Source organism: Rhodococcoides kroppenstedtii, assembly GCF_900111805.1.
GTDB classification, from domain to species: domain Bacteria; phylum Actinomycetota; class Actinomycetes; order Mycobacteriales; family Mycobacteriaceae; genus Rhodococcoides; species Rhodococcoides kroppenstedtii.
Window position 1 is genome coordinate 59,613 of sequence record NZ_FOJN01000007.1, and the last position, 12,339, is coordinate 71,951.

Sequence of the window (12,339 nt, forward strand, 5' to 3'; positions counted from 1 at the left end):
GTCGTCAATGATGTCGCCTATGACGCGGGCCGGTCTACTTGCCGCCCTCGGGTGTGCCCTCGCTGTCGCTGAAGAAGGCCCACTCGCCGTCGTGCTCGACTTCGAGGCGCCAGCCGAGCTCGGCGTCGTCGGCCTTGCTCTCCTTGAACCAGCTGTGGGCGTCGGTCGAGTTGTCGATCTCCTTGGTGGCGACGACGGAACCGGTCGGGTCGAGTACGCGATAGTTGGCCATGGTGAACTCTGTTCCCGAACCGCGCCCTCGGTAACCGTTTTGCATTCTCGGCTCGCCGGCGCCTACACTCGACCGGTCTGCGCAAGCAGCCACATGCTTCACCCGTTCCACCCAAGACCGTTGGTCGTCACGCCCCTCCGGGCGTGATCGAAGGTCCGACCCCTCGCGAGTCGGCGGCCCACGCAGGAGGATCGTGGCCCGAGCAGCGTGTCGACGTCCTCCGCGAGGTCGCCCGCTCACCATCGTGCGCCCCGAACGCTTCTGCGTCCGGGGCGTTTCTCGTCTCCGGGCCGGCTTCGCCTCTTGCCGAGGGATCGACACGAGAGCGAAAGAGAGGAGGCGAAGTATGGCGAAAGCAGAGAAGGTCACCGCGGTGTCGGAGATCTCCGAGCAGTTCAAGGGCGCGACGGCGGCCGTGGTCACGGAATACCGTGGTCTGTCGGTCACTCGTCTGACCGAACTGCGTCGGGCGCTCGGTGCCGGGGCCACGTACTCCGTCGCCAAGAACACCCTGGTCAAGCGGGCCGCTGCGGATGCGGGCATCGAAGGTCTCGACGATCTGTTCGTCGGACCGACGGCAATCGCGTTCATCGAGGGCGAGCCCGTCGACGCCGCCAAGGCGATCAAGCAGTTCGCCAAGGACAACAAGGCGCTCGTGATCAAGGGCGGCTACATGGACGGCCGTGCGCTGTCCGTGGACGAGGTCAACCGCATCGCGGACCTCGAGTCGCGTGAGGTTCTGCTGGCCAAGCTGGCCGGCGCGATGAAGGGCAACCTGTCGAAGGCTGCCGGACTGTTCAACGCTCCCGCCTCGCAGGTCGCGCGTCTCGCGGCTGCGCTGCAGGAGAAGAAGGCCGCAGAAGAGGGCGCCCCGGCGCCGGAAGCTGCAGCCGCCGACTAGCTGATCCGCAAGGACTGCCGCACCACCTCGTGCGGGTTCGCCCGCACACCACCACCCTGTCCCCGGATCGGCGACAGCAACTTCCCGCCGCCTCCGGCGACGGGCATCACGGAAGGACGCCCCCATGGCGAAGCTCAGCACCGAAGAATTGCTCGACCAGTTCAAGGAGCTCACCCTCCTCGAGCTCAGCGAGTTCGTGAAGGCATTCGAGGAGACCTTCGAGGTCACCGCTGCTGCCCCGGTCGCCGTTGCCGCTGCCGGTGCCCCGGCTGCCGGTGGCGCCGAGGCCGCCGAGGAGCAGGACGAGTTCGACGTCGTCCTCGACTCGGCCGGCGACAAGAAGATCCAGGTCATCAAGGTCGTCCGCGAGGTCGTCTCGGGCCTGGGCCTGAAGGAAGCCAAGGACCTCGTCGAGAGCGCCCCGAAGGCGATCCTGGAGAAGGTCGACAAGGCTGCCGCCGACGCCGCCAAGGAGAAGCTCGAGGCTGCCGGCGCGAAGATCTCGCTCAAGTGATCTGAGTTCCCCAGCGAACCGACAGCGGCCGCACCCTTCCGGGTGCGGCCGCTGTTCGCGTCTGTCGGGGTCTCATGCGGGGTCCGGCAGGGTCCGGCCCGGGCTCAGGCCAGAGAGAACGCCTCGCCGCGGTGGTACGCGGCCAGCGAGGCCTCGGTCTCCCGGATCGACGGCGGGTGGAAGGCGAACGCCGAGACCACCGACTGCAGGTACGCCACGTCCGGGTCGGTGATGAACGCAATGCCGCCGAGCGCCGTGACCGCGGCATCCGCCGCCCGGCGCAGAGCGCCGCGCAGAGCGATGCGGCAGAACAGCAGTCGGGCCGAGACGTCCGCGCCCTTCTCGCCGCGGTCGAGGGCAGCGGCGACCGCCTCGAGCGCCGCCATCGCGGACTCGAGTTCGGCGGCGGCCGTGGTGTAGACGCCGTCGCTCACCTTCGGGTGGCCCACGAGCCGCTCCACCAGGGCCGTCGCGGCCCCGATGTAGCCGGCGGACGCGAGGATGCCGAACCACAGGAACCCGGTCAGTTCGTGCTGCCCGTCCGGATCGTCGAGCGCCCCGATCATCGTGAGCGCCACCGGAATGCGGACGTCCTCGAGCACCACCTCCTCGCTTTCCGCGCCCGCGAGGATCGGCGTGGTCCAGAACGGCCGTACCGACACCCCCGGCATGGTCGCCGGGACGAGGGCGACCGCCTTGCGGGTCTTCCCGCCCTTCTTCTCGCGGGTGGCGACGCTGGCGGCGAGGAAGTCCATGGACGACGACAGGCTGCACGGCTTCTTGCTGCCGTTGATGACGTAGTCCCCGTCGTCGTAGTAGGCGTCCACCGACGGCACGAGCGTCGAGCCGACTCCCTCGGCGAAGCCGGAGGCGATGACGGCCTTCTGCTCGATCAGGCCGGCCACGAGGGGGAGTTCTTCCTCCGGGCCGGCCTTCGCGATCTCGACGATCGTGGCCAGGGACAGATGGTGCATCGTCACCGCGGCCGCGAGGGACGGGGACTGCGCACCGATGGCGCGGTGGATGTCCATGGCGTCGACGGCGCTCGCGCCCAGTCCTCCGAGCGACTCGGGTGCGATGAGACCGCACCCGCCGGCGTCCTTGAAGACGGCGACGGCGTCGTGCCCCGGCGACTCGAGGACGGCGAGCGGGGTCGCCTCGAGGTAGTCCGCCAGGGCCGGCAGGTAGCGCCGCAGGGTGGCACGCTCACGTGCCGCCAGACGGGACTCGGGCCCGGATCCGGCGGTGGAATCCGTGGTGGGAGTGGACCGTTCCTCGGCTGTGATGGACACGGTGGGACCTTTCGTCGGATTTGCCCGGAATGTGGCCTCCCGCTACGTCGTCCGGCGGGTTCTGTGCGTGGGCGAGTATCGACCCGTTGTCGGCCGCTGCCCGGGTCTCTCGCCCGACGCTGGTGCTTCTCCAATCGAGGGACCGACTGTTGACCACATGTCACACCGGTCTTGTCGTGTTCCGGCACAACGACATCCGTAGCCTGGAGCGGTAAGCGCAACAGCGGTTGAGGCCGGTGAGCGCGGCGCGATGCAGCGCCGGGCCCCCCTCGGCCGCCGGTGCGCCGGCGGACTCCGCCGGACCTTCCGTCCGACCTGTTCGGGGTGACACATGAGTTCACAGGCTCTGCTCGATCGTATCCGGCACGACAAGCGCATCTGGGCGCATCGCGTGCTCACCAAGCACGATCAGAACCCGTTCTTCCGGGTGATGAAATCGGTCAACGCCCCGGTCGTCGACGTCGAGAACCGGTCGGTGATCATGATGGGCTCCAACAACTATCTGGGCCTCGCCGATCACCCCGTGGTGCGCGCGGGCGCGGCGGCGGCGCTCGAGCGCTACGACGCCACGGTCACCGGCAGCCGGTTGCTCAACGGCACGATCACGCTGCACACCGAGCTGGAGGAGGAACTGGCCGACTGGCACGGCACCGACCAGGCTCTGGTGTTCACCACCGGCTATCAGGCCAACCTCGGCGGCATCAGCGCGCTGGTCGGGGTCGGGGACACCGTCGTGGTGGACTCGGCGGCCCACGCGTCGATCTACGACGCCTGCCGGCTCTCCCGCGCGACGGTCCGTGCGTTTCGGCACAACCGCGTGGACCTGTTGGAGGACAAGCTCTCTCGCTCCACCGGCGTCGTGCTGGTGGTCGTGGACGGGCTGTACTCCATGCACGGTGACCTCGCGCCGCTGGACGAGGTCGCGGCCGTGTGCGAGAAATACGACGCCGCGCTGTTCGTCGACGAGGCCCACAGTGTCGCGGTCATGGGACCGGACCTCACCGGTGCGGCCGGGCTGTTCGGCGCGGCGGACGACATCGACGCGCGCATGGGCTGCCTGTCCAAGGGACTTGGATCGTCGGGCGGCTTCGTCGCCGGCTCGAAGGACATCGTCGACGCCATGCGCGTCCACGCGCGGACGTTCCTGTTCACCACCGCCGGGGTGCCCGCGGCACTGGGCGCGGCCCTCGCGGCGATTCGTCTGATGCGCACGGACGAGGGCGCCGAGCGGTCTCGCCGCACCCTGGCCAACGCGCGCTACCTGCACGACGGGCTGCGGGCCGCCGGGGTCGACGTCGGTGCGCCCAGCCCGCTGCCCGACGGCTCGGATCTGGTGTCGCCCATCGTCGCCGTCAACGTGCGGGACGATCTCAAGACGGTCAACACGTGGCGAACCCTGTGGGACGCCGGGGTGTTCGCGTCGGCCGCGATGTTCCCGGCGGTCCCGCACGACGGCGCCATTCTGCGTCTGTGCGTGCAGGCGGACCACACCACGGACCATCTCGATCGGGTGATCGAGGAGGTGGGCAAGGTCCTCGGCGACGGGTCGGATCATGCGAACGGGCAGTCGGCTCCCGACGAGGTCGGTGCCGCCCTCGCGAGCCCGGTTCCGGTGGGCGCGTGACTCTCTCGATCGAGCAGCACACCGAGTACCCCTGCTCCGCCGAGCTTCTGCACGCCACGCTCACGAACGAGAGGTACTGGTCGGACCGTGTGCGGGACATCGGCAGCGGAAGCAAGGTCGTGCGGCACGAGGTGACGCCGGAGCTGACCACGTCGGAGGTGGATCAGACGCTCGACCCCGACGTGATGCCCAAGGGCGTCCGCCGACTGGTGGGCAGCACGATGTCCGCCCGCTGCACCGAGCGGTGGCGCCCGCTGCGGGCGGACGGGTCGGCCGTCGGGGACTACCGGCTGGTCACCGCCGGGGTGCCGGTCGTCATGGCCGGAGATCTCGCGCTGGAGCCGCGGGGAGAGAGTACCTGCGCGTTGATCTTTCGTGGCACGGTCGAGGCCACCATGCCCGTGGTGGGTGCCGTCCTGGAAAAGATGATGGCCGGGGACGTCGACCGCGGATTCACGGCCGAGCGCGAGTTCACGATGCGGTGGCTCGTCGCGCAGGGGACGCTGCCTGCGTCTGCGCAGTCACGGCACGGCTGATCGCCACGAGCATGCGGCGCTGGCCGTCACCCGTGCGGGCGGTGGCCCGCCGCGGCAGTCGCAGGGTGCGGACGCGCTGCAGCCCGCGGTCCGCGTGGACCTTCTCCGATCGCCGTGTCGGCAGACGGACGCCGTTGCGGGCGAGCAGAAGTCCGTCGTCGCCGGGTACCGCGGAAAGGCTGTCCCGTCGGGTGCCGCGCCGGTGACGCACCAGCACGACCTCGTCGGCGGCGTACTCGGCGCAGACCGCGGCGAGGGCTTCGCGGACGGCCCGGCGGCCGGCCCGCCCCCGACGGCCCGTGCTGAGGCCGTGTCCGGGCAGGTCCACCAGCACGGCGGTGGCACCCGACTCGGCGACGGCCCGGCCGAGGGCGGTGAGGTAGCGCGCGTGCAGTCCTCGTGGCACGGGGAGAACCACCACCGTGTCCACACCCGCGCCGGGTTCACCGTGGTGGATCTCGACGTGCACGGAGCCGGTCGGGGTATCGATCTGTCGGTGTTCGCACCGCTCGAGTCCGGCGTCGAGGTGGCTCCGGATCACGGCCGCAGCCGGGTCGGTCTCGGCCCACGCCCGCAGCCGCTTCGTTGCGGCCTGCAACGCCGACTCGCACACCACGGCGCGCCGCGGCGCGTGACGACGGGTGACGACGGGTCGACCGGCCAGCAGGATCATGACCGCGGCCGCCTCGGCCGAACTCATGGTCGGAACCCAGCCCGTGCGCTGCTCGAGGGCGGTGGAGTCCACCGCGGCCTCACCGGAGGAGATCCAGTGCCCCGAGAACGGCAGCAGGCGCAGGGCGTAGGCGACGTCGACGGCGGTGCGCAGCAGTCGCAGCGGGACGTTCAGCACCACCTGCCCCTGCATCGCGCCGAGGTCCGCGACGCTGAGCCAGTCCCGCGGCCCCAGGTTCCAGGGCCCGTCGAGACGCGCGTGGACGGCCCGGTGGAACGCGTCCGCCATGTCGTCCTGGTGGAGGAACTGATAGTGCGATCGGCGCGGATCGGGGAACGCGATCACCGACTGGGTCAGGGTGTCGATGCCGTCGTTGGCGAAGTGGGAGCCCACGACGTAGGTGGGCCGCAGCAGAGCGATGCTCATCTCGCCGGGGTGGCGTCGCAGCCACCATTCGACGAAGTGCTCGACTTCGGCCTTGTCGAAGAAGTAGTACCGGCTCGGGTCCGCGGTGGGGAACTCGTCCTCCGTCACCGGTACGGGCAGGTCCTCGCGCCCGTACGCGCTGACACTCGACGCCACCACCATCGATCCGACGCCCGCCCGGTGCGCACACTCGACCGTGTTGCGGGTGCCCTCGATGTTGACCTCGTGGATGGCCGCCTTGTTCCGCTGCTCCTCCACGACGAACGCCAGGTGGATCACCACGTCGCAGCCGGCGAAGATCGCCGCCAGATCGGGTGAGCGAATGTCGGCCGTGACGGAACGCAGCTTGGGGTGATGCACCCGCGGCGCCCGACGCCCGAGGCCGACGACGGTCGTGATCGCCGGATCGTCGAGCAGGACCGGGAGCAACGCTGCGGCGAAGTCGCTGGTGGCGCCGGTGACCGCGACGGTGAGCCCGCTCATGCTTCCTCCGCCTCGTCGGTGCGCAGCACTCCGGTGGTCCGGTGCGAGCGCGGGAGCCCGACGGCGACCACCACCGCGCACACCGCGACGGCGGCCGCGGCGACGTGGGACGCCACGCGGGCACCGTCCATCGCGGCCTCCTTCATGGTCAGCACCAACGCATCTCGCGCGGGGACGAGGATGCCCGGCAGGTCGTACTCCTGCAGCGCGGTGACGGAGAGGAAGCTCGAGTCCACGTAGTCCCGATCGCGGTCGGAGATGACGGTCGCCGGAATCTCCGCGACGACGGGCCGGACCGCGGCGTTGTAGTACGACGCGGTGATGGAGCCGAGGACGGCGACACCCAGCGTGCCACCGAGTTCGCGGGTGGTGTCGTTGACCGCCGAGCCGGCTCCCGCCTCGGACACCGGCACCGCCGACATGATGGATTCCGTTGCGGGGCCCTGGATCACGGCGATACCGACGGCGAGCACCACCATGGTCGGCAGGAGCAGGCCGACGTACGACGAGTCGACGTCGACCTGTCCGGCGAGAACCATCCCGATGGAGACGAGGATCAGGCCGGTCACCACGACGGGCATGGTGCCGATCCGTTGCGCGAGGGCGGTCGCGAGCGGCGCGCTGACGGCCAGGGCGAGAGCGAACGGGATGGTGGCCACGCCGAACTCGAGCGCGGTGTAGCCGCGGACACCCTGGAAGTACTGGGTGGTGAGGAAGACGTAGCCGAACATGGAGAAGTAGGCCACCGAGATGGCCAGGGCCGGCATGGCGAACGGGGGAAGACGGAACAGTCGCACGTCGAGAATCGGTGTCGCGGTGCGTAGTTGGCGCAGAACGAACAGCACGAGCAGGACCGCCGCGACGGCCGCGCCGCCGAGGGTGTGCGCGGAGAGCCACCCGTGGGTGGGCGCCTCGATCAGCGAGTACACCATCAGCGTGATGCCGGCGAACGAGAGCGCGACGCCCTGCACGTCCAGCGGACCGGTCTCGGGTGCACGGGATTCCGGGACGGCCGTCACGATCCCGACGACGGCGATCAGGGCGACGGGAACGTTCAACCAGAAGACGGCGTGCCAGGAGAAGTGCTCGACGATGTAACCGCCGGACACCGGACCGATCGCGATGGCGATGCCCGCCACGGACGCCCAGGTCCCGATCGCTACCGCGCGTCGAGCGGGCTCGCGGAAGATGTCGATGATGACCGCGAGGGTGGCGGGCAGCGCGGCGGCGGCGAAGACCCCCATGAGGGCACGCGAGGTGATCAGCTGCGGCAGGCTGTCGGCGACCGCGCCGATCACCGACGTGGCGGCCAGGCCGACGACACCGATCAGCAGCATGCGTTTGCGGCCGATGCGGTCCGTGATGTTGCCGAAGGCGAGCAGCAGCCCGCAGAAGGTGAGGATGTAGGCGTCGACCACCCATTGCAGGCCGGTGAAACCGGCGCGCAACTCCTCGCTGATGTCCGGAAGTGCGACGTTGACGACGGTGTTGTCAAGCACGACCAGCAACTCGACGAAGCAGATGACGACGAAGGCCGCTGTGCGACGGCCCGACGACAGGCCCGCGGCCGAGGACGCGACGGACGTCATCCGTCGACCTCGGTTCTCGACGCCACGCTCGGCTCGGTCCGGTCCGGCGCCTCCGGCGCCAGCATCCCGCTGGTCCGGTGGTGGGCGGGGAAGTTCAGGGCGACCACGACGGCGCAGACGAAGACGGCGCCCGCCGCGACGTAGGCCGCGATGGACGAGCCACGGAGCGCGGCTTCCTTCATCTCCGTGATCAGTTGTGCCCGTTGCGGTTCGAAGAGGCTCGGGAGTTCGCGGGCCCGGATCTCGGACACGCTGAGCACGCTGGCCTGCGCGTAGGCCTTCTCCGTCTCGGTCATGATCGCGCTCGGGATCGCCTCGACGAGGGGCCGGACGGTGGAGACGTAGTAGCTGGCGACGAGCGAGCCGAGCACCGCGACGCCGAGGGTGCCGCCGATCTCGCGGGTGGTGTCGTTGACCGCCGCACCCGCGCCCGCTTCGTCCAGTGGAAGCGAGGACATGATGGATTCGGTGGCGGGGCCCTGGATCACGGCGATGCCGACGGCCAGGAGCAGCATCGCCGGGAGGACGAGGCCGAGGTAGGAGCTGTCGATCTTCACCTGCGCCGCCACCACCAGGCCCGCGCCGATCAGGACCAGTCCGGTGACCAGGACCGGCATGGTGCCGATCTTCTGGGCGACGACGGTGGCGGACGGCGACGAGACGGCCAGCGCCGCGGCGAAGGGCAGAGTGGCGATGCCGAAGTCGAGCGGGCTGTACTCGCGGATGCCCTGGAAGTACTGGGTGATGAGGAACAGGAATCCGAACAGGCTGAAGAAGCCGATCGCGATGGACACCGCCGGCCACGCGAAGGGCTTGATCCGGAACAACGAGACGTCGAGCACCGGGGCGGCCACACGGCGCTGCCGGTGGACGAAGGCCCAGAGCAGTACGACCGCGGCGAGTGCGCCGCCGAGGGTGGCGGGAGAGGTCCATCCGAAGTTCGGCGCCTCGATGACCACGAAGACCAACAGGGTCACGCCGGCGATGGACAGGAGCACACCCGGCACGTCCAGCTTGCCGGGATTCGCGGCCTTGGACTCGGGCACGATCAGGGCGACCAGCACCACGCCCACCAGCGCGACGGGGACGTTGAGCCAGAACACCGAGTGCCACGAGAAGTGCTCGAGGAGGAAGCCGCCCGAGACCGGACCGATCGCGACGGCGACACCGGCGATCGACGACCAGGCGCCGATGGCGAGGGCGCGTTCCTTCGGCAGCGGGAACAGATTGGTGATGACCGCGAGGGTGGCCGGCAGCACCATCGCCGCGAAGACCCCCATCACGGCCCGCGAGGTGAGGACGTCGCCGAGACCGTCCCCGGTCGCGCCGACGATCGACGACGCCCCCAGGCCGGTCAGTCCGACCAGCAGGAACAGTCGTCGGCCGTAGCGGTCGCCGAGGTTGCCGAACGCGAGCAGCAGTCCCGAGAACGTCAGGGTGTAGGCGTCGACCACCCACTGCAGCCCGGAGATGCCCGCCGACAGCTCCACGCCGATGGACGGGAGCGCGACATTGATGATCGTCATGTCCAGCACGATCAGCAGTTCCGCGAGGCAGATGACCCCGAAGGCCGAGATCTGGCGGCGGCGGCTCGGGGCCGCACTCGTCACGTCGGGCATCGATCCTCCGGGGCGGGGGCAGGAACCTGGCGGTGGCCCACGGTAGGGCGGGGTGCGCGGCAGGGGGAGGCTTCCCGGGGCCCGACGCCCATGTCGGTGGGAGGTCACTGCGCCGACGGTCCCGGCCCGTGACCGTCTACGACCGGTCGATTGCGAACGCTCACCAATTTCGTGCGCGTCGTGTCTGTTCGACCGTGCAACGGCGCTTCATCGGGCAGACTTCGACGACGGAACCACGGCCGCGTCGGGGGGCGGGTTACCGATCGGTAAGGTGCGTGGTCGTTGCGGCCACTTCGGTGGGTTAGAGTGACGCGACGCACACACACAGATGTCGGTGAAGCATGGGTCGACGCGCCTGCGTCGTGTGCGACGAGCAGTGGGAGGGTCCAACGGTGGGTGTCGAGGTTTCGGTCGAGGGTTTGACCAAGTCGTTCGGTGTTCAGAAGATCTGGCAGGACGTCACGCTGACGCTCCCGACCGGCGAGGTGAGCGCCCTGCTCGGACCGTCGGGTACGGGCAAGTCGGTCTTCCTGAAGTCGCTCATCGGCCTGCTGCGCCCGGAAGAGGGCAGCATCGTCGTCGACGGCACCGACATCATGGAGTGCTCCTCGAAGGAGCTCTACGAGATCCGCAAGCTGTTCGGCGTGCTGTTCCAGGACGGCGCCCTGTTCGGATCCATGAACCTGTACGACAACACCGCCTTCCCGCTTCGTGAACACACGAAGAAGAAGGAAGACGAGATCCGCAAGATCGTCATGGAGAAGCTGGAGCTGGTCGGTCTGACCGGTGCGGAGAACAAGCTCCCCGGCGAGATCTCCGGCGGTATGCGCAAGCGCGCCGGCCTGGCCCGCGCCCTCGTCCTGGATCCCGAGATCATCCTGGTCGACGAGCCGGACTCGGGCCTGGACCCGGTGCGCACCACGTACATCAGCCAGTTGCTGCTCAACATCAACGCGCAGATCGACGCGACGATGCTGATCGTCACGCACAACATCAACCTGGCGCGCACGGTGCCGGACAACATCGGCATGCTCTTCCGCAAGAACCTCGTCATGTTCGGTCCCCGCGAGGTGCTTCTCACCTCCGAGGAGCCGGCCGTCAAGCAGTTCCTCAACGGCACCATGATCGGCCCGATCGGCATGAGCGAGGAGAAGGACGAGGCGCAGATGCGCCAGGAGCAGGCGCTCTCGGACGCCGGTCACAACCTCGGCGGTGTCGAGGACGTCGAGGGGATCATGCCGCAGATGGACCCGACGCCCGGCATGCCGCGGCGCCAGGCCGTCGACCGTCGCCGCGAGCGCGTGCGCAGCATCATGCACACGCTGCCGGAGAAGGCGCAGCACGCCATCCAGCAGAGCCTCGACGAGGCCGACAGCGAGCGTCAGCCCGCCTATGTCGGAGCCGACGGTCAGCAGGGCGGCTACGAGCAGAGCGGTTACCAGCAGGGTGGTTACGAGGGGGGTGGCTACCAGCAGGGTGGCTACCAGCAGGGTGGCTACGACGGGGGCGGCTACCAGCAGGGTGGCTACGACCAGGGCGGATGGTCCACCGACGACGCCCCGACCGAGCAGCGCGGATATCAGGGTTGGAACGAGCCCGAGCCGCGTGATCGGTACGATTCCCCGACCGACCGTCCCCGAGGCTGAGACGACATATGGCGAAGACCTCCAACCCGATCGCTCGATCGGGCACTGCCGCGCTGACTCAGGCAGGCAACATCGTCGAACTTCTCGTCGACGTGGCCAGGAACACCTTCCGGCGGCCGTTCCAGTTCCGGGAGTTCATCGAGCAGGCGTGGTTCATCGCGAGCGTCACCATCCTGCCGACGGCACTGGTCGCGATTCCGTTCGGCGCCGTGGTCTCGCTGCAGACGGGGTCGCTGATCAAACAGCTCGGTGCGGAGTCCTTCACCGGCGCCGCGAGCGTGCTGGCCGTGGTCCAGCAGGGCAGTCCGATCGTGGTCGCCCTGCTCATCGCCGGCGCGGCGGGGTCGGCGGTGACCGCGGACCTCGGCTCGCGGACCATCCGTGAGGAGATCGACGCCATGCGCGTGCTGGGCATCGACCCGGTGCAGCGTCTCGTGGTGCCCCGCGTGCTCGCCATGATCCTGGTGGCCCTGCTGCTCAACGGCCTGGTCTCCGTCATCGGCATCGCCGGCGGCTACTTCTTCAACGTGATCCTGCAGGACGGCACCCCGGGTGCCTACCTGGCGTCGTTCGGCACCCTCGCGCAACTGCCGGATCTCTGGGTCGGTGAGCTGAAGGCCGTCGTCTTCGGTCTGATCGCGGGCGTGATCGCGTCCTACAAGGGACTGCATCCCAACCCCGGACCGAAGGGTGTGGGCGAGGCGGTCAATCAGACCGTCGTCATCACCTTCCTGATCCTGTTCTTCGCGAACCTCATCATGACCCTGGTCTACCTCCAGGTCGTTCCGGCCAAGGGAGCCTGAG

At 69.2% G+C, this 12,339-nt stretch carries 11 protein-coding genes; 6 read left to right on the forward strand and 5 right to left on the reverse strand.

Going from position 1 to position 12,339, the window contains the following annotated elements:
• Positions 1-34: 34 nt before the first annotated feature.
• Positions 35-232 (reverse strand): hypothetical protein, encoded by a 198-nt coding sequence (locus BMZ18_RS09965; protein WP_068099502.1) that lies wholly within the window; start codon positions 230-232, stop codon positions 35-37.
• Between the two features lie 346 nt (positions 233-578).
• Here BMZ18_RS09965 and rplJ point away from each other — a divergent pair, with 346 nt between their 5' ends.
• Both rplJ and rplL read left to right on the forward strand, forming a co-directional pair.
• Positions 579-1,133, forward strand: coding sequence for a 50S ribosomal protein L10 (gene rplJ / locus BMZ18_RS09970; RefSeq protein ID WP_068099503.1), 555 nt, complete (start codon positions 579-581; stop codon positions 1,131-1,133).
• 124 nt (positions 1,134-1,257) lie between these two features.
• On the forward strand, positions 1,258-1,647 hold the full coding sequence (gene rplL / locus BMZ18_RS09975; RefSeq protein WP_068099504.1) for a 50S ribosomal protein L7/L12: 390 nt from the start codon (positions 1,258-1,260) through the stop codon (positions 1,645-1,647).
• A 104-nt stretch (positions 1,648-1,751) separates the two neighbouring features.
• Here rplL and BMZ18_RS09980 read toward each other — a convergent pair whose 3' ends face one another.
• On the reverse strand, positions 1,752-2,939 hold the full coding sequence (locus BMZ18_RS09980) for an acyl-CoA dehydrogenase family protein (protein WP_244516479.1): 1,188 nt from the start codon (positions 2,937-2,939) through the stop codon (positions 1,752-1,754).
• Positions 2,940-3,270: 331 nt separating this feature from the next.
• Between BMZ18_RS09980 and BMZ18_RS09985 the strand changes: the two genes are divergently transcribed.
• Both BMZ18_RS09985 and BMZ18_RS09990 read left to right on the forward strand, forming a co-directional pair.
• Positions 3,271-4,563 (forward strand): aminotransferase class I/II-fold pyridoxal phosphate-dependent enzyme, encoded by a 1,293-nt coding sequence (locus BMZ18_RS09985; protein ID WP_068360696.1) that lies wholly within the window; start codon positions 3,271-3,273, stop codon positions 4,561-4,563.
• The gene (locus BMZ18_RS09990) at positions 4,560-5,099 is read left to right on the forward strand and encodes a DUF2505 domain-containing protein (protein WP_068360693.1); all 540 of its coding nucleotides are present in this window, start codon (positions 4,560-4,562) and stop codon (positions 5,097-5,099) included. Before BMZ18_RS09985 ends, BMZ18_RS09990 begins: the two co-directional genes overlap by 4 nt.
• Here BMZ18_RS09990 and BMZ18_RS09995 read toward each other — a convergent pair.
• Genes BMZ18_RS09995 through BMZ18_RS10005 form a run of 3 tightly spaced genes read right to left on the reverse strand, consistent with a single transcriptional unit; the run spans position 5,035 to position 9,889 of the window.
• Positions 5,035-6,681, reverse strand: coding sequence for an NAD-dependent epimerase/dehydratase family protein (locus tag BMZ18_RS09995; protein ID WP_068360690.1), 1,647 nt, complete (start codon positions 6,679-6,681; stop codon positions 5,035-5,037). The genes BMZ18_RS09990 and BMZ18_RS09995 overlap by 65 nt on opposite strands.
• Entirely contained in the window at positions 6,678-8,270 is a 1,593-nt protein-coding gene (locus BMZ18_RS10000; protein WP_068360687.1) for an MFS transporter, read from the reverse strand. Before BMZ18_RS10000 ends, BMZ18_RS09995 begins: the two co-directional genes overlap by 4 nt.
• Positions 8,267-9,889: an MFS transporter gene (locus BMZ18_RS10005; protein ID WP_068360684.1), complete on the reverse strand. Its 1,623-nt coding sequence runs from the start codon at positions 9,887-9,889 to the stop codon at positions 8,267-8,269. Before BMZ18_RS10005 ends, BMZ18_RS10000 begins: the two co-directional genes overlap by 4 nt.
• A 341-nt stretch (positions 9,890-10,230) precedes the next feature.
• Here BMZ18_RS10005 and BMZ18_RS10010 point away from each other — a divergent pair, with 341 nt between their 5' ends.
• Together BMZ18_RS10010 and BMZ18_RS10015 are read left to right on the forward strand one after the other, a co-directional pair.
• Complete coding sequence (locus tag BMZ18_RS10010) at positions 10,231-11,535, forward strand: ABC transporter ATP-binding protein (RefSeq protein WP_082895210.1); 1,305 nt, start codon at positions 10,231-10,233, stop codon at positions 11,533-11,535.
• An 8-nt stretch (positions 11,536-11,543) separates the two neighbouring features.
• Positions 11,544-12,338, forward strand: a complete 795-nt coding sequence (locus BMZ18_RS10015) for an MlaE family ABC transporter permease (RefSeq protein ID WP_068099509.1) — start codon at positions 11,544-11,546, stop codon at positions 12,336-12,338.
• The last annotated feature ends 1 nt before the right edge of the window (position 12,339 follow it).

What these genes read in the sequence shown, in the direction of transcription:
- BMZ18_RS09965 (WP_068099502.1), bottom strand. Translation starts at nt 232, where the DNA reads ATGGCCAACTATCGCGTACTCGACCCGACCGGTTCCGTCGTCGCCACC.
- BMZ18_RS10010 (WP_082895210.1), top strand. Translation starts at nt 10,231, where the DNA reads ATGGGTCGACGCGCCTGCGTCGTGTGCGACGAGCAGTGGGAGGGTCCA.
- rplL (WP_068099504.1), top strand. Translation starts at nt 1,258, where the DNA reads ATGGCGAAGCTCAGCACCGAAGAATTGCTCGACCAGTTCAAGGAGCTC.
- BMZ18_RS10000 (WP_068360687.1), bottom strand. Translation starts at nt 8,270, where the DNA reads ATGACGTCCGTCGCGTCCTCGGCCGCGGGCCTGTCGTCGGGCCGTCGC.
- rplJ (WP_068099503.1), top strand. Translation starts at nt 579, where the DNA reads ATGGCGAAAGCAGAGAAGGTCACCGCGGTGTCGGAGATCTCCGAGCAG.
- BMZ18_RS10015 (WP_068099509.1), top strand. Translation starts at nt 11,544, where the DNA reads ATGGCGAAGACCTCCAACCCGATCGCTCGATCGGGCACTGCCGCGCTG.
- BMZ18_RS10005 (WP_068360684.1), bottom strand. Translation starts at nt 9,889, where the DNA reads ATGCCCGACGTGACGAGTGCGGCCCCGAGCCGCCGCCGCCAGATCTCG.
- BMZ18_RS09985 (WP_068360696.1), top strand. Translation starts at nt 3,271, where the DNA reads ATGAGTTCACAGGCTCTGCTCGATCGTATCCGGCACGACAAGCGCATC.
- BMZ18_RS09995 (WP_068360690.1), bottom strand. Translation starts at nt 6,681, where the DNA reads ATGAGCGGGCTCACCGTCGCGGTCACCGGCGCCACCAGCGACTTCGCC.